The 25,473-nt window shown below is 59.9% G+C and carries 25 protein-coding genes; 4 read left to right on the forward strand and 21 right to left on the reverse strand.

Annotation, left to right across the window (positions count from 1 at the left end; translation table 11 throughout):
* Positions 1-24: 24 nt before the first annotated feature.
* The 8 genes from AM571_RS32820 to AM571_RS32855 all read right to left on the reverse strand — a co-directional run bounded on the left by AM571_RS32820 (position 25) and on the right by AM571_RS32855 (position 8,807).
* Entirely contained in the window at positions 25-867 is an 843-nt protein-coding gene (locus tag AM571_RS32820) for a class I fructose-bisphosphate aldolase (RefSeq protein WP_074065101.1), read from the reverse strand.
* Positions 840-2,588: a glycerol-3-phosphate dehydrogenase/oxidase gene (locus AM571_RS32825; RefSeq protein WP_074065715.1), complete on the reverse strand. Its 1,749-nt coding sequence runs from the start codon at positions 2,586-2,588 to the stop codon at positions 840-842. Before AM571_RS32825 ends, AM571_RS32820 begins: the two co-directional genes overlap by 28 nt.
* 12 nt (positions 2,589-2,600) lie before the next feature.
* On the reverse strand, positions 2,601-3,596 hold the full coding sequence (locus AM571_RS32830; protein ID WP_074065102.1) for an aldo/keto reductase: 996 nt from the start codon (positions 3,594-3,596) through the stop codon (positions 2,601-2,603).
* Positions 3,593-4,600, reverse strand: coding sequence for a sugar-binding transcriptional regulator (locus tag AM571_RS32835; protein ID WP_074065103.1), 1,008 nt, complete (start codon positions 4,598-4,600; stop codon positions 3,593-3,595). The genes AM571_RS32830 and AM571_RS32835 overlap by 4 nt, the downstream gene beginning before the upstream one ends.
* Before the next feature lies 1 nt (position 4,601).
* Positions 4,602-5,591: an ABC transporter permease gene (locus AM571_RS32840; RefSeq protein WP_074065716.1), complete on the reverse strand. Its 990-nt coding sequence runs from the start codon at positions 5,589-5,591 to the stop codon at positions 4,602-4,604.
* Between the two features lie 22 nt (positions 5,592-5,613).
* Positions 5,614-7,140 carry a sugar ABC transporter ATP-binding protein gene (locus AM571_RS32845; RefSeq protein WP_074065104.1) on the reverse strand — a complete coding sequence of 509 codons (1,527 nt, stop codon included), beginning with the start codon at positions 7,138-7,140 and terminating at the stop codon, positions 5,614-5,616.
* 62 nt (positions 7,141-7,202) lie between these two features.
* Positions 7,203-8,231, reverse strand: coding sequence for a substrate-binding domain-containing protein (locus AM571_RS32850; RefSeq protein WP_074065105.1), 1,029 nt, complete (start codon positions 8,229-8,231; stop codon positions 7,203-7,205).
* A 429-nt stretch (positions 8,232-8,660) separates the two neighbouring features.
* Entirely contained in the window at positions 8,661-8,807 is a 147-nt protein-coding gene (locus AM571_RS32855) for a DUF1127 domain-containing protein (RefSeq protein WP_074065106.1), read from the reverse strand.
* Positions 8,808-9,120: 313 nt separating this feature from the next.
* Between AM571_RS32855 and AM571_RS32860 the strand changes: the two genes are divergently transcribed.
* Together AM571_RS32860 and AM571_RS32865 are read left to right on the forward strand one after the other, a co-directional pair.
* Positions 9,121-9,363, forward strand: coding sequence for a hypothetical protein (locus AM571_RS32860; protein ID WP_074065107.1), 243 nt, complete (start codon positions 9,121-9,123; stop codon positions 9,361-9,363).
* 4 nt (positions 9,364-9,367) lie between these two features.
* Positions 9,368-9,679 carry a hypothetical protein gene (locus AM571_RS32865; protein ID WP_132551794.1) on the forward strand — a complete coding sequence of 104 codons (312 nt, stop codon included), beginning with the start codon at positions 9,368-9,370 and terminating at the stop codon, positions 9,677-9,679.
* Positions 9,680-9,726: 47 nt separating this feature from the next.
* On the opposite strand, the gene AM571_RS32870 is transcribed toward AM571_RS32865, so the two are convergent.
* The 10 genes from AM571_RS32870 to AM571_RS32920 form a co-directional block, all read right to left on the reverse strand.
* The gene (locus AM571_RS32870) at positions 9,727-10,734 is read right to left on the reverse strand and encodes a L,D-transpeptidase family protein (protein WP_196776371.1); all 1,008 of its coding nucleotides are present in this window, start codon (positions 10,732-10,734) and stop codon (positions 9,727-9,729) included.
* A gap of 108 nt (positions 10,735-10,842) precedes the next feature.
* Entirely contained in the window at positions 10,843-11,373 is a 531-nt protein-coding gene (locus tag AM571_RS32875; RefSeq protein ID WP_074065110.1) for a dihydrofolate reductase family protein, read from the reverse strand.
* A gap of 148 nt (positions 11,374-11,521) precedes the next feature.
* Positions 11,522-12,697 carry an alpha-hydroxy acid oxidase gene (locus AM571_RS32880; protein ID WP_074065111.1) on the reverse strand — a complete coding sequence of 392 codons (1,176 nt, stop codon included), beginning with the start codon at positions 12,695-12,697 and terminating at the stop codon, positions 11,522-11,524.
* A 769-nt stretch (positions 12,698-13,466) separates the two neighbouring features.
* The gene (gene ltrA / locus AM571_RS32885) at positions 13,467-14,846 is read right to left on the reverse strand and encodes a group II intron reverse transcriptase/maturase (protein ID WP_081377260.1); all 1,380 of its coding nucleotides are present in this window, start codon (positions 14,844-14,846) and stop codon (positions 13,467-13,469) included.
* A gap of 111 nt (positions 14,847-14,957) precedes the next feature.
* Positions 14,958-15,083 carry a hypothetical protein gene (locus AM571_RS38095; RefSeq protein WP_257788704.1) on the reverse strand — a complete coding sequence of 42 codons (126 nt, stop codon included), beginning with the start codon at positions 15,081-15,083 and terminating at the stop codon, positions 14,958-14,960.
* 786 nt (positions 15,084-15,869) lie between these two features.
* Positions 15,870-16,787: a homocysteine S-methyltransferase family protein gene (locus AM571_RS32900; protein WP_074065718.1), complete on the reverse strand. Its 918-nt coding sequence runs from the start codon at positions 16,785-16,787 to the stop codon at positions 15,870-15,872.
* Positions 16,788-16,985: 198 nt separating this feature from the next.
* Entirely contained in the window at positions 16,986-17,675 is a 690-nt protein-coding gene (locus AM571_RS32905) for an ABC transporter permease (RefSeq protein ID WP_074065113.1), read from the reverse strand.
* Positions 17,676-17,687: 12 nt separating this feature from the next.
* Positions 17,688-18,413 carry an ABC transporter permease gene (locus AM571_RS32910; RefSeq protein ID WP_074065114.1) on the reverse strand — a complete coding sequence of 242 codons (726 nt, stop codon included), beginning with the start codon at positions 18,411-18,413 and terminating at the stop codon, positions 17,688-17,690.
* A gap of 23 nt (positions 18,414-18,436) precedes the next feature.
* Positions 18,437-19,210 (reverse strand): transporter substrate-binding domain-containing protein, encoded by a 774-nt coding sequence (locus tag AM571_RS32915; protein ID WP_074065115.1) that lies wholly within the window; start codon positions 19,208-19,210, stop codon positions 18,437-18,439.
* 45 nt (positions 19,211-19,255) lie between these two features.
* The gene (locus AM571_RS32920) at positions 19,256-20,038 is read right to left on the reverse strand and encodes an ABC transporter ATP-binding protein (RefSeq protein ID WP_074065116.1); all 783 of its coding nucleotides are present in this window, start codon (positions 20,036-20,038) and stop codon (positions 19,256-19,258) included.
* A gap of 170 nt (positions 20,039-20,208) precedes the next feature.
* On the opposite strand from AM571_RS32920, the gene AM571_RS32925 reads away from it, so the two are divergent.
* Positions 20,209-20,694: an Lrp/AsnC family transcriptional regulator gene (locus AM571_RS32925; RefSeq protein WP_074065117.1), complete on the forward strand. Its 486-nt coding sequence runs from the start codon at positions 20,209-20,211 to the stop codon at positions 20,692-20,694.
* A gap of 53 nt (positions 20,695-20,747) precedes the next feature.
* On the opposite strand, the gene AM571_RS32930 is transcribed toward AM571_RS32925, so the two are convergent.
* Positions 20,748-21,158: a low affinity iron permease family protein gene (locus AM571_RS32930; protein ID WP_074065118.1), complete on the reverse strand. Its 411-nt coding sequence runs from the start codon at positions 21,156-21,158 to the stop codon at positions 20,748-20,750.
* Between the two features lie 280 nt (positions 21,159-21,438).
* Entirely contained in the window at positions 21,439-22,215 is a 777-nt protein-coding gene (locus AM571_RS32935; RefSeq protein ID WP_074065119.1) for a transporter substrate-binding domain-containing protein, read from the reverse strand.
* A gap of 421 nt (positions 22,216-22,636) precedes the next feature.
* Between AM571_RS32935 and fba the strand changes: the two genes are divergently transcribed.
* Positions 22,637-23,701 carry a class II fructose-bisphosphate aldolase gene (gene fba / locus AM571_RS32945; protein WP_074065121.1) on the forward strand — a complete coding sequence of 355 codons (1,065 nt, stop codon included), beginning with the start codon at positions 22,637-22,639 and terminating at the stop codon, positions 23,699-23,701.
* Positions 23,702-23,708: 7 nt separating this feature from the next.
* Here fba and AM571_RS32950 read toward each other — a convergent pair whose 3' ends face one another.
* Positions 23,709-25,454 carry a glycerol-3-phosphate dehydrogenase/oxidase gene (locus AM571_RS32950; protein ID WP_074065122.1) on the reverse strand — a complete coding sequence of 582 codons (1,746 nt, stop codon included), beginning with the start codon at positions 25,452-25,454 and terminating at the stop codon, positions 23,709-23,711.
* Positions 25,455-25,473: the final 19 nt, after the last annotated feature.

The raw sequence follows: 25,473 nt of genomic DNA on the forward strand, positions 1-25,473 counted from the left end.
CCCTCCCAGGTTTCGGTTACGCCTTCACCCCTGCTGATAGAGCGCCAAGGCGTCCTCGCTGCTCGCATCCTCGTGCACGATCGCCATGAGCCCGCGCACCACGGCGCTCGGGTTGGCATGTTGATAGATGTTGCGCCCATAGACCATCCCCACCGCCCCTTGCCGCATCAAGGCGGCGGACTTGGCGAACACGGCGCGCAGGTCTTCCTTGCCGCCGCCGCGCACCAGGACCGGGCAGCGCGCCGCCTCGACCACGCGGTGAAAATCGTCCGTATTCATCGTCGGATCCGCCTTGACGATGTCTGCGCCCATCTCACGGGCAAGCCGCGTCAGCGTGACGATCTTGTCGGCATCGCCATCGACCATGTAGCCGCCGCGTTCGGTGACCGGCTGCATGACGAGCGGCTCGATCATCAGCGGCATGCCGTATTTTTCGCAGTCTGCCCGCACGCGAGAAATGTTGTGCACGCACTGGCGCAAGAGATCCGGCTCGTCCGGCAGCATGAACAGGTTGACCACCACGCAGGCGGCATCCATCTGCAACGCGCCGATCAGCGGCTCCGCCTCGTTCTGCAACACCGCCCACATGTGGCGATGGCGGATCCGGTTATAGGGGTTGCCCATATCGATGCGCATGACGAGCGCCGGCTTCTCCTTGCCGGCAACGTCCTGCAGCAGGTCGGCTTGGCCGTAGTTCATCTGGATCGCATCCGGCTTCGCATCGACCAGCGCCTTCACGATCGCCGGCATGTTCTCCAGTCCATCGAGGAAGGACGGTTCGTTGCACACGCCGTGATCGATCGCCACGTCCAGGCAGCGGCCGTTGCCGAACAGCCGGTTCATCCGGATCTTGCGGTTGTCTCGCATGGTTCACTCCTTTGTTTGTTCCTTGCCGAAAGGGTTGCCTCCGCGACGCCGTGGCGCTCGCGCATGAGGGTGAGAAAACGGGTACGCTCTTCGTCCTTGCGCTGCGCCGGCCAGCCTTTCTCCTCGGCCAGGAGGTCGAGCGCGACCTCGGTCATGTCGAGGCAAAGCTCACCGGTGATGGCAAGTGTCGTTCGCCGGAGGAGCAGGTCGTCCAGATACTCGACCGCCTCCGTGCGGATGAGATACAGCAGTTCGCGGGCGCTGTAGCCGGCATGAGGCAAGAGGGTATCCGCTCCCGCGGCGATGAATTGGGCAACGTCCTTTGCATCGGTGCCATAGCGCTCAAAGAGCGTTGCGGCTCGTTCGAGCGAAAGGCCCGTCGAACCCGAGAGGTCGCCAATCCAGCCGCGACGATCTATCGGAAACCCGCGTCCGCCGCCGAAAGTGCGCTCGGCCGTATCGAGGCGGCGGCTCCGGTCGAGCCGTTCCAACGCCATATCGGCGGCGAGCTCGCCGAAGGAGCGGAAGGTCGTCCACTTGCCGCCGATCATGCACAACACCGGCGGCCCGCCGTCGCGGCTTTCGAGAACGGTGCAATAATGGTCACGCGGGATGCGGCCGGTAAAGCTGTCACTGCTTGCCGGCAGCGGGCGCACGCCTGCGAACTGGAAGACGATCTCTTCCTGGCGGATGCGCACACCCGGCAACACGAAGGCGAGCGATTGCAGGATATAGTCCCGCTCGTCGGCCTCGCAGCGCACCTGTCCCGGGTCGTCCACGCGGATATCCGTCGAGCCGACAAGCACCTTGCCGAGATAAGGAAAGAGGATGCAGATGCGCCCGTCCTCATTCTCGTAGTAAATCATGTGGCCGTCGAGCATGTCGCGAAGGCCCGCATTGTCGATGATGAGGTGCGAGCCCTTCGTGCCGCCGATCAACGGTGCGGGACGAGCCGCCTCAGGAAAAAGGGCGCCATTGGCGATGTCAATCCAGCCGCCGGTCGCATTGACGACGAGTGACGGCCTGATTGCCAGGGCTTCGCCCGAGATCCCACAGTGCAGCAGAAATTCCCCAGTCCGTACATGTTCGATCGTCGCATGGTTCAAGGCGCTGGCGCCCGGGCCGGCCAAGAGACCATCATGCAGGAGCTCGATACCGATGCGCTCGGGGTGACTAACCCACGCATCATAATAGGTGGCGGAGTTGCGGATGGCCGGGTTGAGCGCCGGCCATTTCGAAAGCGTGTTTCTGCGACCGCGAAACTGATGGCGCGGCATCAGGGCGCGCTTGCGCGTCAGGAAATCGTAGATGCTCAGGCCGGCCTTGATGGCAACGGCGCCGCGGCGGCTCGGCCGGCGGGTGAGCCCCACAAAGCGCACGATGCCGTTTGCGAGCCCCGAAAAGATATCGAAGATCGGCACCATGGTCGGCAGTGGGGCGACATAGTGCGGCGCATTGCGCAGCAATCGGTCGCGCTCGGCGAGCGATTCCTGCACGAGGTTGAACTCGCCGTTTTCCAGGTAGCGCAGACCGCCATGCACCATGCGCGAGAGTGCGGCGCTGGCCCCTGAGCAATAGTCGCCCTTTTCCACGATGAGCACGTTGACGCCCTGCAGCGCCAGCTCGCGGAACACGCTGAGACCGTTGATGCCGCCGCCAAGGACGCACACGTCCACCTTCGGGCTTCGGCGAAGCCCGTCCAATGTCTGTTCGCGGTTCATCATGATAATCCGTTATCCGTCCATGTTGGCCAGCTTTGCCGACAAGGCCGCGTCGATGGCCGCGAGATCTTCGGGTGAAAGCCGAAGCGTGCCGGCCCGGGCATTGTCGAGTGCCTGTGCCGGATTGCGCGCGCCGCAAAGGGCGAAGGTCACACCGGGCTGGGCCAGTGTCCAGGCGATCACCGTCTGGGCGATGCTTGCATCGTGACGCTGCGCAACAGGTCGGATCGCCTCGGAGAAATCATGGGCCTTCTGCCGGTTGGCGACGGAAAAACGCGGATGGTCCCTACGCTGATCGTCGCCGGAGAATATCCGATCTGGCCCGATGCTGCCCGAAAGCAGCCCGAGGGCCAAAGAGGAATAGCTGAGCGTCGATACGCCTTTTGCTACGCTGAGCGGCAAGAGGTCCGTCTCGATCTCTCGATCGATCATGCTGTACCGCTCCTGGATGGCGTCAAGCGAGCCAGTGGCTATGTACTGCTCAAGCGTGGATCGATTGACATTGCTGGCGCCGATGGCGCGGATCTTGCCGGCTCGCTGCAGTTTTTCCAACGCCGCGACCGTCTCCTCCACCGGCGTCGTCGCGTCCTGCCAATGGGTGATGTAGAGGTCGATATAATCCGTGCCGAGCCGGCGAAGGCTGTCCTCGACTTCATGGACGATCGATTCCCCGCCGAGATAGCGGTGAACCGGCTGACCGTCCTGATCGAAGAAGTGACTGCCCTTCTGCGTGTGCCAGACAAGGCCACATTTCGTGGCGATCACTGCCTTGTCACGCCGGCCGGCAAGCGCCTTGCCGACGATTTCCTCCGAGCGGCCGAGCCCGTAGGCGGGCGCCGTGTCGATGAGGGTCACGCCCGCTTCGAGCGAGGCCTGGATGGCGGCGATGGATTGCGCCTCGTCGGTTCCCCCCCACATCCAGCCACCAATCGCCCAGGTTCCGAGCCCAACAGCAGACGCAGTGACGCCGGAGCGCCCGATCTCCCGGATCAGTTGTTCGCCGCTCATGCAGAAACTCCCTCTTCGGAGGCGATTTCAAGAAGGCGTGCCCCGGTCGCCTCGTCGGTGACGAGCGTGTCGAGATGGTTGCCGCGCAGGACGCTGAGGATCGGGCCAGCCTTGTTGGGGCCGCTGGCGACGCCGATCTTCATCGGGATCGAGGCGAATTCAGCCAGCGTCAGCGACACCAGCGAACGATTGAGGCTGTAGTCGCAAACCCGGCCCCGGTCATCAAGCAGGTGGGCAAGCAATTCGCACCTTGCGCCCGAGCGCTCGATCGCCACCCGATCAGTGCTAGAAGAAGGATGCAGGTCGTAATAGCTGGAGTCGTCCGTCAGGATCGAGCCGATGCCGACGACCGCCACCTTCGCCTCACGCGCACGTTTGAAGACGTCGGCGACAGAGCGCATGTTGATCAGCATCGCGCGCTGCTCGGCATCGTCGGCAAAAAGAGGCGCGTGGATCTGATAGGAGCGGCCCCCGAGCCGGTCGGCCATAAGGGTCGAGACATGGTTGACGTCGGTGTAGTGCTTGCCCTGTACGCAGCCAGTTGCCGGAATGACCTCGACATCGAAACGGCGCGGCGGCTGCAGACCGGCGACGACGGCGCTCACCCCTTTACCGCCAGTGATGCAGATTGTGTCGCCATCGCCGATCTCCTCCATCAGCAGGCGGGCCGCCGCCTCTCCGACCGCCTGGAGGGCGGTCTGCGGATTTTCGGAGACGGTCGGGACCACGATCGCGCGGCTGATGCCGCCGAGTGCAAGAAGCCGTTCCTCCATGTCGACCAAGGGCTCGACCGGGGACTTGATCTTGATCTCGACGAGGCCGAGCTGACGGCCGCGCTTGATGAGTCGGTTGACGGTGGCTTGCGAGATGCCGAGTTGGCCGGCGATCTGTGCCTGCGTCAGGCCCTCCATGAAGTGAAGGACGAGCGCCTGGTGCATCTGGCGGGCGATGACAATCTCCTCGCGCGGCATCGTCGTCTTGGGTTTCAATTTCACAATTGGCATGTCAGGCAGCCTTCTGCTTGTGCAGGAAATGGTCGATGGAAACGGCAGCGAGCAGAATGCACCCCTTGATCATATCCTGCCAATAGACTGAAACATCGAGCAGGATTAGAGAGCTGGTCACGACAGAGAGAAGCGCGATGCCGAGGATGGCGCCGAATATCGTGCCTGAGCCGCCGTTGAGCGAGGCGCCGCCGATCACCGCCGCAGCGATGATGTTGAGTTCCATGCCAACGCCGAAGGTCGGGGTCGCCGCGCCGAAGCGAGACATGTAGATGACACCTGCGACACCGGCGAGCGTGGAGCACAGCACCGTCACCCAGAATTTCACCTGATGGGTCTTGATGCCGGAATAGAGCGCGGCCTTCTCGTTGCTGCCTGTATAGAAGACTTTGCGGAAGGCTGTGGCCCGGCGCAGCAGAAAATCGAACAGGATGACGACGGCGACGAAGATCAAGATGACGTAGGGTACGCCGTAAAACGTACCCTGCCCCACCGCCTTGAAGCTTGCAGGCAGCGTGAAGAGCGAGAGCGGTGTGCCCTTTGTGATGATGAGGCAAAGGCCGCGCACGATCACCATTGCCGCAAGCGAGGTGATGAAGTGGTTGAGACCCACGACCGTCACAAAGAAACCCATTATGCCACCGATCGCGCTGCTCGCGAGGATGCCGATGAGCGATGCGGTCCAAGGGTCGAGTCCGGCGAGGAAGAGAGAGCCCGAGAGCACCATCGCGAAGCAGACCACCGAGCCTACCGCCAGGTCGATGCCGCCGACGATGAGCAGGATCGTCATGCCCACGACGACGATGCCTTCAACGGAGAAGCTCATTAACATGGCGCGGAAATTGCCAAACGTCAGGAAGTGCGGCGAAGCAAAACTCATGATCACGCAGAGCGCGAGGATGATCGCGATCAGCCCTGCCTCGCGCATTGTGCCGATGCGCTTGATGGACGCCGCCTTCGGCGCCCCTGTCGCCAACGTGTCGATTGCCATTCCCGTCTCTCCCAGATTGTCCTCACGCGGCATGGCTGGCCGCCTTTGCCGTGCCCACACCCGAAGCGAGGCGAATCACGGCCTCCTCCGTCATCTCGTCTCCACCAAGCTCGCCGGCGATGCGTCCCTCCCGAACGACAAGCACGCGGTCACATAGCCCGAGGAGCTCCGGCATTTCCGAAGAGATAACGATGATGCCGATGCCCGACCGCGCGAGCTCGCGTAGCAGGCGGTGGATTTCGGTTTTCGCGCCGACATCGATGCCGCGCGTTGGCTCGTCCATCAGGATGACCTTCGGCTTCACCGCAAGCTGCTTGGCGAGTGCAACCTTCTGCTGGTTGCCACCTGACAGCGATTTGACCGGCGCCTCAATGTCGCCCATGCGCACCGCAAGCCGTCGCGCGAAATTCTCTGCCAGTGCGGCTTCCGCACGACGATTCAACAGGCCGATCGGATTGGTCAAAGACGTAAGGTCCAGCACGGATATGTTCTTTGCGATGGACATTTCCAAAAAGACGCCCGAGCCCTTGCGGTCTTCTGAGAGATACACGATCCCCGCCTTAACGGCATCGCAATAGGCGCGGATCGACTGCGCCTTGCCATGCAGGCGCACCGTGCCCGCCGTGCGCGACTTGAGCCCGCAGATGCCTTCGGCGATTTCCGTACGGCCGGAGCCGATAAGGCCGCCGATCCCGAGGATCTCGCCTTTGCGCAGCGCGAAGCTCACATCATGGAACCGCTCGCCGTCACCAATATTGTCGATCTCGAGGATCGCCTCCCCGCACGCGTCGTCCGCACCGAGCTTGTCCGGATAGAGCTGCGTGATCTCGCGTCCCACCATGCGGCGCACCACGTCGTCCGGGGTGATGTCGGCGATGTGGTCGGTACATACGTAGCGGCCGTCGCGGAACACGGTAACCCGGTCGCAAAGGCTGAAAATCTCGGCCATGCGGTGGCTGATATAGATGATCGAAATGCCGTTCTGCTTAAGGTCGCGAATGATTGCAAAGAGCTGCCGCGCCTCCGTGTCTGTCAGCGCCGCGGTAGGCTCGTCCAGGATCAGCACGCGGCAGTCGAGCGTCAGAGCCTTGGCGATCTCGACGAGTTGCTGGCTGGAAATCGGCAGGTCTGCGACCTTGCGGCGGACGTCGATTGCAGCGAGACGATGCATTACGGCCTGTGCATCGCGCTCCAGCGTGCGATAGTTCATGAAGGGTGCACGGCGGCGGTTGGTCGCCGCCATAAACATATTTTCGGCCACGGTCGCATCCGGGCAGAGGGCGATTTCCTGATGCACGAGCCCGATGCCGAGCGATTGGGCGGCGGCAGGCGAGGATATGCGCACGAGCTTGCCGTCCAGGCGGATTTGGCCTTCGGTCGGCTGCAGCACGCCGGCGATAATGTTCATCAGCGTCGATTTGCCGGCGCCGTTTTCGCCGCAGAGCGCATGGACTTCGCCGCGCTCCAGCGTGAAATCGACCTCGGTCAACGCCTTCACCGCCCCAAAATGCTTGGTCACGCCATGAATGGTGAGCACCGGCTCTGCCATTGTCTTCCTCCCCTCCGCAACGACCATCCGCACTCAAGGGTGCGGATGGCGATCCTCAAAGCTTATTCCTCGATGCCCTTTGTGCCGCGCCGCTTCAGGTACTTGTCCCAGTAGAAATCGTCGGCATTTTTCGCCGTCACAATAGACAGGCCGTTATCGACGACCGGGATGCTCATTGGGTTGAACCCGGAGCGCTTGGCGTCGTTCATCGGGTCGATCAGTTCCGGATGCTCGGCAAACCACAGCAGCATGAAGCCCATATAGCCCTGCATGCCCTGGTTCGGATTGATCGAGCCGAAGACTTCACCAGCCTTGATCATGTCGAGGATGTTGGCGTTGACGTCTGCGCACATGACGAGGACCTTGCCGCCGCTTTCCTTGTTAGCTTGCGCCGCGCCGATTGCCGAGTTGGCTTCGGGCATGAAGACCGCGCCGAGGTTCGGATTGGCCTGGATAAGGCTGGAAAGTCCCTGGTAGGCCTTGGTCGGATCCTGGTTTGAAGCAGCGCGGCCCACGAGCTTCATGTCTGGCCACTTCTCTTCCATGCGGGCTATGAAGGCAGCGATACGCTTGTCGTGGTTGTCCTGGCCCGGATTTTCGAGAACCGCATATTCACCCTTGCCGCCCATCTTCTCGGCGATCGCGTCGGCGGCATAGGTGCCTTCGCGGGTATTGTCCGAGGTGATGAAGGAGACGCGTTTGGAAAGCGGCGAGTCGGCCGCAAACGTGACGACCGCCGTACCTTGATCGATCGCGCGATTGATTGGCTCGATGAAGGGATCTGAGTTCATCGGATGAACGAGAATGCCGGCCGGGTTCTGTGCCAACGCCTGGTCGAAGGTGGCGATTTGCTTGTTGACGTCATATTCGGGGGTGCCGGTATATTCCGTCTCACAGCCGAGTTGCTGGCCGGCCTGCTTGAACATCTCATAAACAGGGAACCAGTATTCCACGCCCGACACCATGACGTTCATGACGTATTTTTCGCCAGGCTTGCAGCGGAACGGGTTTTCCGTTTCGGCGGCCGCCGAACCGGCAAAGAGCGTTGACCCAAGGACCGCCATCGCGGTCGTGCTGAAAAAAGTGCGCAAGTTTCCTCCTCGGGGCCAAGGCCCCTCCCAAAAAGCCCGAAATGCGCCAACCGGCGCGGATGGCAGTGGCGACCGGATATCCTCCTCGAAATCCGGTAAGTGCAGCTAAACGCAATGCGTCGTGACTGTCAATATAATTCATCGCATGAATTATAATTCACGCGCAGGCCTTACGGATGCTCAAGCAGATCCCCGAAACGACGAAAACCTGCCGGGAGGTGCGGCAGGCGTTCTTGAAGTAGCCGAACAGCGACTGGGTAGTGGAGTGCCGCCGACGATCGTCCGTCGATCCCTCGACGGTGCCCAGGCTTTATGGACTTCAGCCATGCAGGAAACGCATGCATCCAGGGCAAAAGGCGGAGCGAATAGGTAAAGGTCGACACGAAAACGCCCGCATGAGCGGGCGTCAACGTCAGCGAGTTTGTAGCCTTAACGGACGATCGATGCCCGGGCGATGCTTCGGATATCGGCGCGGTTGATGCCGAGATCCTGCAATTCTCGGCTGGACATCCGGCCAAGTTCGGAAACCGTCTGACGATACTTGCGCCAGTTGTTGAAAGAGCGTGCGACGTTCATGATAATCACCTTTCCCGAGGCTTTCTGACGTCAGCAACCGGTCCTCGGCTCTGGCGTCGTTCGATGACCCGGATATAGGCGATTCAATCGTTTCAAAACAGCTACAATCCGTCACCGCAGCTATGCGCTTGGCGCATGTGGCCTCGATCCTTGCAACGACATCCGGCGATCACCGCATCGTGCCATCGCCTCATTGGACGATCAGGAACTTCTTATCCGAATCACCTCGGCCCGATCCGTAGCGCCTGGTAAAAAATACTGAGGAACCGACACCCCTCTCCGCCAGTTTCTCTCTCTACGAAAGGAAAACTCAATGGCAAAAGAACTCGAAGCCGGCTTCACCGGATCGCCAGTTGAAAAACCGGAGGGCATGCGCAAAGTCGCATCCGACACGGCCTCGGCAATCAAGCGAGAGGCCAACGCTGTCGCAATCGGCGTGAGTGACCATCCCCAGGCCGCAGGCTCGCTCGTTCTCGGTATTGGAGCGGCAGCTTTCGGCCTTGGCTACCTGCTCGGCAGATCGTCCGTCTCCACCAGAAGTCGGTATTGGAGGTAATGACATGGCAGGAGAACAAAAACACGCTCCCTTCCAGACGAATGATCGCCGTCTCCTGCAGGAAGACGAAGTGCGGAGACGAGCCCATACCATTCGGGAGAGAGAAGGACGACCTGAAGTCCGTCAGGCAGACCACTCAATCCAGGCGACGGGAGAGATCGAAGAGCAGGCCGGTGAGATCGAAGGCGACGACATTCCAAGGCTGGAAGCCCTGAGAGAAGCCGCACGCGAACATACCGACGCGTTCGTGGTTGCAACCGACCTCGAAGATGCTGATCAGCGTGAGGCGGCGCCCGGCACCCGCGAGCAACCCTGAACAAATGACAGAAAAAGTGAGATGTCCCGGCCGAAATGCCATACGGCTCACCTAGGAGCGCCGGGGGCTTGATTGATGAACTCCACCACGACGCCTGGCCTGACCATGCCGGCCAGCTCTTCGGCATCCCAGTTCGTCAGACGCACGCAACCGTGCGATCCAACCTTGTCGATAAGCGTCGGTTCAGGCGTCCCATGTATTCCATAAGTCGGCTCAGTCAGGTCGATCCAGACGCTGCCGACCGGACCGTTCGGCCCCTTTGGTATCGTTAAAACCTTGTTATTCTTCCCCTGCTTGAAGTTGCGTCTTGGGTCATATCTGTACACTGGCATCCTCGCTACGCCTTTCACCTTATGCTTGCCCGAGGGGGCCGGATTGTCTTGGCTTCCGATGGTAGCAGGATAGACTGCCAGCAGCGATTTGTTCTCGGCATAGGCCAGGATCTGCCCTGTCTTCTTGCTCGCCTCGATCCTTTCGACCTTTCCTTCTTTCGCAGGACCAGGCGTCACGACCCAGACCGTGTCACCAGGAGCGAACCGCGAAGACGGATTGAGCACTTGCATAAGGCCGACGTCCATGTGGAACCGTTCGGAAAGCTTTTCGGCCACGCTCGTGTATCCAAGGCTTTGCATCTTCGCCTTCTCGTCGTAGTCTTCAGGGATCTTGTCGACGAGGCCCGTGGCATCCTCTGCCGAGATGACGTAACTCTCAACGATGGGAGAATTGGCTTCCAAGCGGGCGATCACCTCGGGATCCAGCTTCCCATCGACAACAAGCCCGTTCATCATCTCGAACCCGGCCACGGCTTTGCTGACATTTTCGCCGTAAAAGCCGTCGATCACACCTGGAGACGAACCCGCGCGGTCGAGCAGGACCTGAAGACGGATAACCGCTGGATCTCGATCGGCGGGCGCCATGGCCGGTCTTTCTGCAATGATTGCGGCAATCGAAGCGCCATCGATGGCTTCGCGCCGGAGTTCCTGCGCGCAAACGCCACCAGCGATGAAGACCAGAGCAAGCAGCGACATCGGCAGGGCTGTTTTCATGGACAACAAATGGCCGGATCGGGAACTTGTTCCACCGCCCGGTACCTTGTGCCAACAAGGTAAATGCCGAACGGCTTTGAGTTGTCACTCCTGGCGGTGCGCCGGGTTAGTCGGCGACTATGCAGGAACGTATGTCAACCTGATCACGTCCCCGCCAATTCGATCGCTCGCCACGAGGCGCAGCGGCGGACGCGGGCCGGCGAAGAACGGCTTGCCATGACCTAGCACGACGGGATGGAGGTACAGTCGATATTCATCAACCAGCCCAAGATCGGTCAGACTTCGCGCTAGCTCAGGTCCGGAAACTTCAATCTCCCCATCCAGTTTGGCCTTCAGTCCGCGTATCGCCGCCTCGATGTCATCCACGATGAGAGTGGCATTCGGGCCGACGGACTTCAGCGAGCGCGAGACGACCCATTTCGGTTGACTCCGCCACGCCGCTGCATAGTCGCGTTGCTCCTCGTCCCACTCGGAATGGTCCTCGTCCCAATAACGCATCACCTCGTACATACAGCGACCGTACACGCTGCCGGCAAGACCTCGCACGTCGTCGATGAAATGACGAAAGAGCGCCGGATCGGGCGCAAATTCCGTGTGGTCCACATATCCATCCAGGGACTGGTTCAAAGCGAACACAAGCTTCGCCATTTTCTCCTCTCCCTCCTCAAGAAGGCTTCAGCCGATGCTGCGCACAAAATGAAGTAGGTTACAATCTCGCCGTTTCGTTGGTGAGACCAATAGCAGAGCTCCGCTCGCCAGCCTCTACGCACACTTCCCACTCTCGGTAATTTCCGATCTATCGGTTCACGGCCGGATGCGGGGCGTTTTGACGGAAGCGCAGGTTCTGTCTTGTGAGCTGATCAACGGAAGTGCATCCCATGAGTTTCATATCTCGGGCGATTTCGGCACGCATCAAATCCAGTGCGCGCTCGACGCCCGCTTGCCCTGCGGCCGCGAGCGGAAACAGGTAGTATCGACCTAGACCGACGGCTTTCGCGCCCAATGACAATGCTTTGAGCACATGGGTGCCACGCTGAACGCCGCCATCCATCATCACATCGATCTTGTGGCCAACCGCATCGACGATTTCGGCGAGTTGGTCGAATGCGCTGCGCGAGCCGTCGAGCTGGCGGCCGCCATGGTTGGAGATCACGATGCCGGTACATCCAATCTCTGCTGCTCGCTGCGCGTCCTGAACCGACATGATGCCTTTCAAGCAGAACTGTCCGTCCCAGTGCTGCACCATTTCGGCGACATCGGCCCATGACATCGCAGGATCGAGCATTTCGGTGAAATAGCGGCTGATCGACATGGCGCCGCCACTCATGTCGACGTGGCTGTCGAGTTGCGGCAGGCGGAAGCGTTCATGCATAAGATAGCTGATTGCCCAAGCCGGTCTGACTGCAAACTGGGTAAGGCCTGCGAGGTTCAGCTTGAACGGAATCGAAAAGCCCGTGCGCTTGTCGCGTTCGCGATTTCCGCCGGTGATGCTGTCGACAGTCAGCATCATCACGTTTACGCCGGCCTGCTTGGAGCGTGCCATCATTTCCCGGTTCAGGCCACGATCCTTGTGGAAGTAGAACTGATAGGCTTGCGGCCCGTCGCTGATTTGACGAGCTTCTTCCAAACTGATGGTTCCCAGTGACGACACCCCGAACATGGTGCCGTATTTGCCTGCTGCTGCAGCCACCGCCCTCTCGCCTTGATGATGAAACAGCCGCTGCAGCGCCGTGGGCGAGCAATAGACCGGCATTGCTAGTTTTTGGCCCATGATCGTCACCGACATGTCTACATCGCTGACGCCGCGCAATACGCTGGGCACCAGATCGCAGTCGCCGAAGGATGTCGTATTGCGACGATAGGTGACTTCGTCGTCAGCCGCGCCGTCGATATAATTGAAGATCGGACCAGGGAGGCGCCGCTTGGCCAATTGGCGGAAATCATGGAAATTGTGGCAGTTCTTCACATCCATATTTGGTGCTCTAATTTTTGAATTACACAGAAGACCCAGCCTTGATTTTCGCCCATTCAACCGTCTTCGGGAGGTCCCGGTTCAATGCACCGCCAAGCCCGGGACGATCCCATTGCCGGGAGCTGGCATACTCGTCTTGATGCAAGGGGTAGAGGGTGACGCGTCAGATGGCAAGTTCCTGCACAGGTCGGATACCGGTATATGACGCGCCGTTACCTGCGGCGGAAAGATTGGTCGTTCTTATCGGTATCCGACACTCAAAGTTCTCGACAATCGTGGAATCTCCGCCGACTAACTACGGTGCTGCCTGCTGAATCGTATGAAAGCCTCCTCGTCAGTTCCTTCGTGCAGGTAAAGATGCCCAATTGAAGCCGCTATCGACTGAAGAGTGCGCTTTGCGCGGGGTCTGAAATCCTTCAATTGATCACCTTTGCGATTGGGAGACGGTAGCCGCCTTGTCGTGCTTTCGTTATCCGCACATGTCCACGCAATCCCCTTTCGTGGTCGTAACGACAAGCTCGGAGTACACGCATGTGGCTATCCAAAGCAAGGGACGGCTTGTCAGGACCGGAAGGGCAACCGGCCCAAGGTCGCTCTCGCGTTCCCCGGCATGGATACCGGGCCTGCGATGTTCACGATGAAAACTGCCGGGTTCCGGCTCACCAGCAGCTTGGGGTGATCTTGCCGGAATCGGGATAGGGGGGAGCCTTGCGGTTCCGCCCCTCCCACACCACCCTGCGTACGGGTCCGTACAGGGCGGTTCGGCTGGTTATGCGGCCTTGGCGGGCACAACGGAAGCGAGGCCTATGCTTGCGAGGAAAGCGTTCGGCAGGGCAATGGCGAGCGCGGGGCTGTTGCTGATGCGCCATGGGCCGCGTGCACTGCCGGCGGTTTGTGCCGCTAGATCGTGACTGACACCACGGCGCCGCAATTCCGCAAAGCGGGTGTGCCCGCGCTTCCACTGTTTCCATACGATGGATCGCAGCCTTCGCCTGATCCACTGGTCGAGGCTGTGCAACACCGACGGGGTTTCGCAAAAGCCGAAGTAACCGCGCCACCCTTTCAGATAGAGCGACAGCTCCTTGGCTATCTGCGCGAGGCTCGCGCCCCGCGTCCGCATCGTCAGCACACGCACGCGCTCCTTGAACCGGACCACAGCCTGCGGTGCGATCCGACGCCTTGGCATCTTCTCGTTCGTGAAGCTGAAGCCGAGGAATTTGCGCCGGTGCGGCGGGGCGACTGCGCTCTTCTGCGTGTTGACCTTCAGCTTCAGACGCCTGTCGAGGAAGCGTTCGATACTTGCCATCACCCGTTCGCCTGCCCGCGCACTGCGCACATAGATGTTGCAGTCGTCGGCGTAGCGCACGAAGCGATGGTTGCGTCGCTCCAGTTCCTTGTCGAGTTCGTCCAGCATCAGGTTGGACAGCAGCGGCGAGAGCGGGCCACCCTGCGGCGTTCCTTCGTCGATTGGACCGATCAGCCCGCCTTCGAGCACACCCGCGGTCAGAAAGTCACGGATCAGGCGAAGGATACGCGGATCGGACACCCGCTTGACCACCAGCCCCATCAAGATGTCGTGGTTGACCCGGTCGAAGAACTTCTCCAGGTCGATGTCCACTACAATGCGATGACCCGACGCGATGAACGCTTGCGCCGCGGCAACCGCCTGATGAGCCGAGCGTGCGGGCCTGAACCCGTAGCTCGACGCGCTGAATCCGCCGTCCCATGCAGTCTGCAGCACCTGCATCACCGCCTGCTGGATGAAGCGGTCGAGCACCGTGGGGATGCCGAGCGGACGGGTGCCGCCGGACGCCTTCGGGATGTCGACACGTCGCACCGGCTGTGGTTTGTAGGCGCCTTCGAGCAGTTGGGCGCGAAGTTCGGGCCAGTGGTCTTTCAGATGCAGCGCCAAGGCATCGACACTCATACCGTCGACCCCCGGCGCTCCCTTGTTGCGCCGGACCTGCGCCAGCGCCTTCCTCAGATTGTCGCGATCGACAATCGCTTCCATGCACGGTCCGGCCATTGCCGCCGGACTTTCGGGGGCGGCGTTCGCCGCACAGGCTTCGGTCCCTGCCCCAAGGCGATTGCGGGATTCACCCGCTCCCTCCACAGGCAAGGCCAGCTCAAGCTGATTTTTCTGCCGCATGGCCAATGCGAGAACTCCGTCCTACTCGTCCTTCCAACCGTTCGGGCCTTCGTTTGGCAGACACCTCCCTACTATGCCCTCTGCTGACCTCTGCACCGCGATCAGCGCGCCTCACGGCGGGCTCAGTCCGGATTTCCGGACACGGCGCAGATCTCCCGAGGTAAGATCGACCGCCTTCCCCGCACACCCGCCGGATTTACCACCCCGGTCCTTGATGACCATGGACTTCGCGGTCATCTGCCCGCTCGTCCGGCCGGGTAGGCCTCGTATCCGGTTCTTGTCCATCGGGTCGCGGGTTTGCTCCACGCTTCCTTCAGACCCCGCCTCACGACGACGCCCTTGCGCTTCGCTAACCCTTCGCCGCCATCAGGCTGGGTAAAGGACTTACACCTCCAAGCTGTCGATCATGCTCGGCACACAGAAAAAGGGCGCTCCACGAAGGAGCGCCCGTAGCATGCGGGTCGACGACGTTTGCGGCGGAGGTCGACAGCAGGCACCGACAACATGAAGAGATTCGGAACGGATAGGCAACATGGGATTGGATTTGCCGACCATGTCATGCGCTATCTGACTGCGTCATCCACTGCTCATCCACAGCTTGTCCACAGCAACGGCGGCTACGACCGCAGCAACTTCAATGACATTTGCGTAAAGGTCACCACAACACATAATTGCTGTGTGATCGTTGGATGACACTCTGCGTTTGTTTGTCGGCATTGATACAATCAGGTGCCGCGGTGAGATAGATTTAGCCTTACTCTTGAGCGCGTGGCGGCGGACGCTCGGAGGCGGAGGGCGGTGGGCAGACACGAGGGCCCGCCGCCTTCTTTTCAACCGAGTGCGCCCTTGCCTGGATCGGCCTGATCACGTGGGGGCTCCTTTGCCTTTCAGCTCTCTCCATCGATCAAACCCATGGGCCACGGCAAACCTCCGACAAAGCGCAGGGCAGAGATCGAACTCTGCCCCGTCTTCACCTGCGTCAAGCTCGAAAGCGGCGACACCACCGCGACTTTCACGCGTCGCTCATACCGCTTCACCGCGCAGGGTTTGCTTAAGGCGATGGATATGTCTGGCACCGATGCCGCAGCAGCCACCGATGATTGTTGCACCGGCCTCCGCCCAAGAGCAGGCAAAGCGCGAATAGCTATCATCGTTCAGGTCGTTGCGGGTCGTATGGAGGCCTTCATTGGCGGCATGATCATCCTGTTCGCCTTCGAAGGCATTGGCATAGACACCTATCTCCAACGTGGAGCCTGTGTTCTTGAATGCACGAGATGCTGTTTCGACCGCCGCCCGCATGACTTCCGGCTTGCTGCAGTTGAACATGAGCGCCTGCGCGCCAGACGAGGCTGCCCAATTCGCCGCATCCTCGACCCGCTCGCCAGAACGCAGCTTCGGCTCACCTCCTCTTACCTGTGCCTCGTCATCGGCCAGCGTGAACGAGATCCAGAACGGCTTTCCGTTTGCAGCAACTGCTGTGCGCACAGCTTCGCCCTCGGCGATGAGGCTGAGAGTTTCCCCGAGCCACACGTCCACAAAGGGACTGAGGTGTTCAACTAGCACCGTGAGATAGTCCTGGACCCGCAAAGGATCAAAGTTCTGCGGTTCATAGGAGCCGAAGATTGGCGGCAGCGAACCCGCAACCCGAACTTTCCGTCCCTTGACAGCATTGGCGGCTTTGCGTGCCAATAGGCCTGAGAGCGCGATCAACGCCGGCCCTTCCTTGTGAAATCGTTCCTCGCCGATGTGGAAAGGCACCAGAGCATAGCTGTTGGTGGTGACAACGTCCGAGCCGGCGGCGATGAACTCCTCGTGGACCTTTCGGACAATGTCTGGCGAATTGACGAGCGCAAGTGCCGACCATTCCGGCTGCTTGAGTTCGGCACCGAAGCGCAGGAGTTCGCGGCTCATGCCGCCGTCGAGAATGCACAGTCTGCTCATGGATAGGTCTCCGTAAGGGTAATGATCCGGTACAAGCCCGCAAGCCTGGCCGCAGTGGGCGATGATGTCGTCTGCGGTTTCGAGCCGATCGAAAACCGGAAGCGTCTGTGGCCGATGGTCTTTTGGCATTCATTTCCGCCAGCACGGCCAACGGTCCGCAAGGGGTGGAACCATGACCGTTCGTTTTTCCTCTTGACCTCAGCGTCGCGATGGCACCTGCGCCTCGAGAAGGCGGAAGGCGAAAGCGATGATTGCCGTGAGAATGAGATAGAAGATGGTAACGACGATGAGCGGCTCATAAACGAGCAGCGTGTCCTGACGCACCTTGCTCGCCACGGCGTAGAGATCCATCACCGTAACGGTGAACGCGAGCGGTGTCGCTTTGAGTTGCATGACGATTTCGCCGGCGATTGTCGGCAATGCGATGCGGATCGCCCGGGGCAGCCATATGCGCCGGACTAGCGTGAAGGGTCGCATGCCGAAGGCTCGGCCCGCTTCCAACTCTCCCTTCGGCACCGCGAGCAGCGCACCGCGCAGCACTTCTGCCTCGTAGGCAGCATAGTTTAGCGTAAAGCTCACGGCTGCGAAGAAGAAGCCCTCACGCAGGATGGGCCAGAACAGGCTCTGCCGCAGACCGGGGATCAACGGCAGCAGGGAACCGATGCCGTAATAGAAGAGCCAGAGCTGGATGAGCAGCGGCGTGCCGCGGAAGAAGGTGCAGTAGCCGCGAGCGAGACATCGTGCCATCGTGCCGCCGCTCACCTGCGCGAAGGCAAGGCCGATTGCGAGGACGAACCCGAAGATGACCGAGATCACCAAAAGCAGCAACGTCTGCACGGCGCCTGCCGATAGCAGAGACCAGTAAGAGGCTATCCACGAAAACGTCATGCCGTGTGCTTCCTAGCCAAGCTTCGGCTGTCCGCGCCGCACATGGCGCTCGATCAGGTCGAAGACGATATTGGAGACGAGCGTGAGGGCGAGATAGAGAAGGGCAGATGCGAGGAAGAAGATGAAATAATGTTTGGTGCTTGCGCCGGCCAGGCGAGTGGCGAGCGCCAGTTCCTGATAGCCGACGACGGCAACCAGCGCGCTGTCCTTGGTGACCGACATCCACAGATTGGCAAGGCCCGGCAGGGCATTTGGTAATAATGCCGGCAGAATGACTCGGCGCAAACGCAGCATCGGTCCCATGCCGAAGGCTTTCGCGGCGTCGATCTGCCCAACGGGGATGGCAAGAATTGCGCCTCGAAGCACTTCCGTCATGTAGGCACCCTGCACGAAGCCGAGCACGGCGACGGCGACGACGAAGCCGTTCACTTCGATCGCGGGCAGATTGAGCCCGGCCAAAAGCGCGTTAAGGCCGTCCATTCCCGCATAATAGAGCCCGACGATCAAAATCAGTTCCGGAATGGCGCGGATAGCTGTCGTATAGACATTGAGCAGCAGACCAAGCAGCCTGTTGCCGGAGAGCTTGCCAAGGGCGCCTGCCGTCCCAAGCAGGATGCCGATAAGAAAGGCGCCGGCGGAGATGGCAATCGTGGAGGCGGCACCGACAAGCAGGGTTCCACCCCATCCGGGCGGATAGGGGGATAGCAGGTCCAAAATGCCAAGTGGTTCAGTTGCCATCGTCCGGGTGGTCGGCGATCCGGTCAGTTCGTACCGTAGATATCCAGCGCGAAATATTCCTTGGTTATCTCACCGTACTTGCCACTGGCGCGCACGGCTGCGATCGCCGCGTTCAGCTTTGCCTTGAGCTGAAGATCTTCCTTTCGCAGACCGCCGGCAACGCCGGCTCCGAGAATTTTTTGGTCGTTCGCGACGTCACCCATCTTGGCGCAGCAATCCTTGCCCGCATCGCTCTTCAGGAATGCATCGAGAGCAAGCGAATCTCCGAACACATACTCGATGCGGCCGGCTGCAAGGTCCTGGAATGCCTCGTCCAGGGTCTGATAGGTCTTCTCGTCAGCGACATCGGCGAAATACTTCTTGTAATATTCCGATTGGATGGTCGAGACCTGAATGCCGATTGTCTTGTCCTTCACGTCGCCGGCCGCAGCGCCCGGCTTCTGGTCCTTTGGCCCGATCAAGGTGCTCGGCGTGTTGTAATATTTGTCGGTGAAGTCGATGACCTTCGAGCGCTCTTCAGTGTTTGACATCGACGACCAGATGACGTCGAACTTCTTGCTCTGCAGCGCCGGAATGAGCCCATCCCAGGAGACCTCGACAACTGAGCATTTCTCCTTCATCTGCTCACACACGGCGTTCATCAGGTCGATTTCCCAGCCCTGCCACTCACCGGAGGCATCCTTGGCGAAAAAAGGGGGATACGATTCGTTCATGACGCCGAAACGGACTTCAGCCTGAGCCGTGATGGCAGAAACGGCAAACGCGGCGCCGGCAAGAAGCAGAGGGAGCAGTTTCATTCGTTGAATTCTCCTGTTTGGGGATATCTTTGGCCGATCGGCGGATCAATGATGGGCGAGCATTCCGGTGAATTCCCGGCAACGGGCACTGAGTGGGGCGTCGAAGATCTGTCTAGGCGGTCCCTCCTCCTCGATCAGGCCCTGATGCAGGAAGAGAACGTGGCTCGAGACATCGCGGGCAAAGCGCATCTCATGGGTGACAATCAGCATGGTACGGCCCTCCTCCGCGAGCTCGCGGATCACCTTGAGCACTTCTCCCACCAGCTCGGGGTCGAGTGCCGAGGTCGGCTCATCGAACAGCAAGACGGCCGGATCGACACAAAGCGCCCGAGCAATGGCGGCCCGTTGCTGCTGGCCGCCAGAAAGAAAGGCGGGATAAGCATCGCGCTTTTCAAAGAGGCCAACCTTGTTGAGGAGGGCGTCCGCCTTCTCGATGGCCTCGTGGCGATTAAGTCCCATCACCTGGACCGGTGCTTCGATGACGTTCTCGAGCACTGTTCGATGTGCCCAGAGATTGAAGTTCTGGAAAACCATGCCAAGACCGGTGCGCAACCGCTCGATCTGCCGCCAGTTTACCGGCTGCATCCGCCCGCTGCGGCTGCGTTTCAAGGCGATTTCCTCGCCGTTCAGGACAATGCGGCCCCGATCGGGCATCTCGAGAAAATTGATGCAGCGCAGAAATGTGCTCTTGCCAGAGCCAGACGAACCTATGATCGAAATCACGTCGCCTTTAGAGGCCGTTGTCGAGATGCCCTTGAGGACTTCATGCAGGCCAAAGCTCTTGTGGAGGTCAACCACACGAAGTGCCTGAAAGGACGGTTTTGTCATGCGCTGTACCGGTTCAGATAATGTTCGCAGAATATCGCGGACAGCTGCGGTTTTTGCGCGCAAATAATGATTGTTTTGCCTATAATATGCAGAAATTCATTTCTTCCGCTTTAAATAAGACAGAACGCCGGTGTCGCCGGGTAATTTTGCCGAAGTGGCGGAGGAGCAGCATGGAAAGATTGGACGGCTTTGACCGCGACATTCTCTACATCATTCAGCGCAATTGTCAGCTGACAGCGGAAACTATCGCTGAAAAGGTGGGGCTTTCGACTTCTGCGGTGCAGCGGCGCCTGAAACGCCTGCGAGAGGACGGCATCATCAAGGCAGAAGTAGCCGTCGTCGATCGCAAGGCGACAGGCACACCGATGGTGTTCATCGCCGGATTGGAGATCGAGCGTGACAACTACGATGCGCTAGCGAAGTTCCGCCTTTGGGCGGAAAAGCAGGATCATATCCAACAAATCTACTATGTTACCGGAGCGGTGGACTTGATCACCATAGTCACGGCCCGCGACGTCGAACATTATGACGACATCGCGGCGCTGATCATGAAAGAAAACCCGCAGATCCGGCGCATGCACACCAATGTCGTGCTGAGGGACATCAAGTTGGGCCTGCTGGTTCCGCTGAGCGCTTGCGATGATCCCGGCAGATGAATCGTGCCTTGGAAAGTCTTCGCAGGCCTTTCAGGCGGCGCGAAAGCAGCCGCTCATTTCGCCCGCCCCTTGCGCATCTTTCTCTCGGCACGCGTTTTGTCCAGCATGGCTTGTGACTGCTTTGCCGCTCTTTCGCATTTGGCATGCAGGGCTTCGAGCTCCTTGTCAGTCAGCTTCTCGATGCCCATGAATTCATCACCGGCATCCGATGAGCGGATGATTTCGTCGAGCTTCGTCTGAAGCGCAGCACCATCTCTATTTTGAGTGTTCTGAATCACGAACACCATCAGGAAGGTGACGATGGTTGTGCCGGTATTGATCACCAATTGCCACGTCTCGGAAAACTGGAAGAACGGCCCTGACACAGCCCACACAAGCACGACAGTCACACAGAGGATAAAGGCTATTGGACTTCCAGCCGCCCTTGCGGTCGCATTGGCGAACCTAGCAAAAAGTCGATCCATCGTAGAGCTTTCGATAAGAGCATCTTATGTGGAAGATGATGCAGTGACGAAAATTTTCCATAGGAAGCCAACGAAATCAACCCACTACGCATTGATGCGGCAGCTCCAGGTCACCTATTGTTACAAGCACCAAGCCGCCAGCACATCGACGTCGAGACGATTGCACAAACCGTCCAGCCCCAGGCTGCGTCAGGCAATCCAGCCATGCGGGGCCAGCCGATAGATGTCGTCACCGATGCAGCGCCACGTGCCCGCATCCGCCGTTATGCAGCAGAAAACCCTACTGCATTGCCGCGTCGAGCTTGTCTTTCCAGCCACCGCTTTCCAGTTGGTTGCGAATGAATGCGTCCACCGCCGCCTTCAAGGCGGGATCTTCGCGCAGCAGATAGGCATTCTGGAAATGCGTGAACGGCTCTTTGACGGCGACCGGGCACAAGACGCTGGCATGCAGCTTGGACTGCAGGTCGACCTCCACGCCGTCGGTGACCATGACATCGGCCCTGCCCGACGCAATCTGGTCAAAAATTGTCTTGTTGTCGGGAAACACCTCGATCGTCGCCTCGTCAAAATGCTCGTGGGCGAATTTGTCGTTGGTCCCGCCCGGGTTGACGATCACCCGTACGGAAGGCCGGTCGATCGCATCAAGCGTGGTGTATTTCTCCTTGTCCTCGCAGCGGGCAATCGGTCGCTTGCCGTCGGTCACGTTGGGCACCGAAAAGTCGCCCACTTCGTCACGCGCGGCGTTTACGGTAATGCCGCCGAGTGCCATGTCGAACTTGCCGGCCTTGAAATCGTCCAGCATGGTTTTCCAGGTAGTGATAACGAAGCTCGGCTTGACGCCGAGATCGGCGGCAAGATCCTTGGCCATGGCGATGTCGGCACCAGTGAGGGTGCCGTCAGCAGCCTTGTAGCTGAAGGGCTTGTAGTCACCCGTCGTGCCGATCTTGATCACGCCAGACTTTTTGATTTCCGATAGAGCCTCATCTGCCGCGAAGGTCATCGCCGATGTCAGGCTCCACGCCACCACCAAGGTAGCCGCAAGACAGGTTCGCTTCATGGTTCCTCGTTATCGGGTTGTGTCTGTTGTTGCGGCGGGATTCCCAACTACTTTGGCGTGAGATTACTGGCGCAGCCAGGATTTGTCACTCCCTCGCCTGCACGCGTTGGCTCGACGACCAACGGCTGCAGTTTCAGTGAGAGAGCGCGGCCGTCTTTCTGCCCGCCAATTCTTCGCTGGACGAAGAACCGGGCAAGCACTTTTAGGACGACCGCCTGCTGGTCACTGCTGCTGACATTCGAGCGCATGCAAATGTGCCCCAAATATCATACTGTCTGTGATATTGTTGTTACCGCTTGTTACATTCCTCCTCCTATGTCATTCTGCCCTTAACCGATCGGGCGCGCCAACAGCCGGCGCGCCCGGGTCTACTTTCGACAGATGGCGTTCCGTACGACCATCGATATGGGGAAAATCTTAGATGGCACGCATCACGCTGAGGCAGCTGCTCGATCATGCTGCGGAGGAGGGCTACGGCGTTCCCGCTTTCAACATCAACAACATGGAGCAGGCACTCGCCATCATGGAGGCGGCGGACGCGTCTCATGCACCGGTTATCATGCAGGCGTCGCGCGGAGCGCGCGCCTACGCCAACGACATCATGCTGAAGCACATGATGGATGCCGTCGTCGAGATCTATCCGCATATTCCGGTCTGCGTACATCTCGATCACGGCAACGATCCGTCGAGCTGCATGACGGCGATCCAGGCAGGCTTTACCTCGGTGATGATGGACGGTTCGCTGAAAGCGGATGCCAAGACGCCCGCTGACTGGGCATACAATGTCGGCGTCACCAGGACGGTGACGGACATGGCGCATCTCGGCGGCATCTCGGTCGAGGGCGAACTCGGCGTGCTCGGCTCGCTGGAAACCGGCATGGGCGAGGCCGAGGACGGCCATGGCGCTGAAGGCAAGCTGTCGCATGACCAGCTGCTGACAAACCCCGACGAGGCCGTCAACTTCGTGCGAGAAACCAAGGTCGACGCACTGGCGATCGCCATGGGAACATCGCATGGTGCCTACAAATTTACCCGCCAGCCGGACGGATCCGTGCTGGCGATGAGCGTCATCGAAGAGATCCACCGCAAACTGCCGAATACGCATCTCGTCATGCACGGCTCGTCGTCAGTTCCGATCGAGCTGCAGGAGATCATCAACAAGTACGGCGGCCAGATGAAGCCGACATGGGGCGTGCCGGTCGAGGAAATCCAGCGCGGCATCAAGAATGGCGTGCGCAAGGTGAACATCGATACCGATGGCAGGATGGCGATGACCGGCCAGATCCGACGAGTGCTGCATGAGGATCCAAGCGAATTCGACCCGCGCAAGTATCTTAAGCCGGCGATGGCTGCGCTCAGCAAGCTCTGCAAGGAGCGCTTCGAACAGTTCGGCGCGGCCGGAATGGCAAGCCGGATTTCGCCACTTCCTGTGTCGGAAATGGCCAAGCGCTACAAATCCGGTTCGCTCGATCCGGTCTTTTCTTGAGCTGAGCCTATATTGACGCGGGGCGCTGTGCCTGCTTGGGCCCGGCGGCAGGCATCCTGCTTGCCAGCCTCTGGCCGTGAAATCTTTCAAGCTGGTCGACGACGTCGTCGATTTCACTTGCAATGCGTTCGCCGTTCCAGCCGAGCGCAGCCCCGGCGATGCCGGCGATTTCCCGCAATCCTTCGAGCTGCAATCGGCCTTCGATAGCAAGCGTCGTGCGCCGAAGGACGATATCTGAAAGGTGTACAACGAGTTCGTTTCGAGCAATCCAGTCGACTTCCTTGACGCTGTAGTGCTCCGCGCCCGTCAGCCGCTGTTCATCCGAATATGCCGACGAGAAAAAAAGAACGGCCGCAGCCGTCGTTCCGTAGCGGCCAAGCAGTTCCTCCACGCGCTCAAAAGATGCGCCTGTCCGCGCCGCGATATCCCTGATCCAGACGCTTCGTTGCTGCACATCCGTTGGGAAGGCCTTTCCACCTCCGATCGGCATGTAGCGGGTCGATTGCTTGCGACCATGCTGCAGGCGCGCGAGAAGCGCGTCGGCGACTTCCTCGGCAAAGCCGCGGAACGTGGTCCACTTTCCGCCGACCAGCGAGATGATCGGAAAAGGTCTACCTTCTTCCGGCTCCTTCGCCGGGGCGGAATGATCGCGACTGATCAGCCCCGGGGCGGTCGCGTTCGAGGCCGGCAGCGGGCGGATGCCGCTATAACTGTAGACGATCTGATCACGATCGAAGCGAAGCGTCGGCAGCAGCGAGCGGAGGCTATCGAGGAAGTATTCGGTCTCCGGTTCCTCACAACGGACATTGTCCGGGTCGTCGGCAGGGATATCGGTGGAACCGACGAGCGCCATCCCGAGATAGCTGTAGACGAGGCAGATGCGCCCATCGTCAGCCTCGAAATAGATCATGTGGCCGTTCAGGCTGCGAACCAGCTCGGGATGATCCATGAGAATGTGGGAACCCTTGGTACCGCCGATCAAGCGAGAGGGAGCGCCGAGTGCTCCATTGACCTGATCGATCCAGGGACCGGCGGCGTTCACAACCAGTTTGGGAGAGATTGCAAACTCGCCGCCATCCGGCCGCCTGAATGTCAAGCGCCCGCCGGAGACTGCCGTAAGCGTCGTGAAATTGGCGGCAAGGCACCTCGCATTTGCCTCCAGCCCATCCATGACCAATTCGCACACGAGCCGCTCGGGCCTGCTGATCTTGGCGTCGTAATAAATTCCGCCGGCCACGATTGCCGGAGTGAGATGCGGCATTTCCTTGCGCGCCTTCTTTTTCAGGATCAGCCGATGGCGCGGCATGACCTGGTCGCGTGACCCAAAGAAATCATAGAGCCTAAGCCCGATCTTGACGAGAATAGCCCCCCGGCTGCGCGGCGCGGTCTTGGAGCCAAACAGCGTGCGCAGCGCCGCCCAAATACCCCGTGTCCAGGAAAAGACAGGTATGAAAGTAGGCACCGGCTCGACACAATGGGGAGCGTTCTTCAGCAGCAAATTGCGCTCCAACGTCGACTGGGCGACCAAGCCGAACTCGCCCGTCTCGAGATATTTGAGCCCGCCGTGAATAAGCCGCGATGGCGCAGCACTCGTCCCGGAGCCGAAATCGGCCTTGTCGACGATCATGCAATTGACGCCCTGGGCCGAAAGGTCGCGAAACAGTCCGGCACCGTTGATGCCCGCTCCGATGATCAAAACGTCAATATCGCCCTCTCCAAGGTTCGAGAAGCGCTGCTGCATGTCGGGTGTCATGATCTTGTCGTCCTAAATG

Origin of the sequence: Rhizobium etli 8C-3, from assembly GCF_001908375.1 — a bacterium.
Lineage (GTDB): Bacteria > Pseudomonadota > Alphaproteobacteria > Rhizobiales > Rhizobiaceae > Rhizobium > Rhizobium etli_B.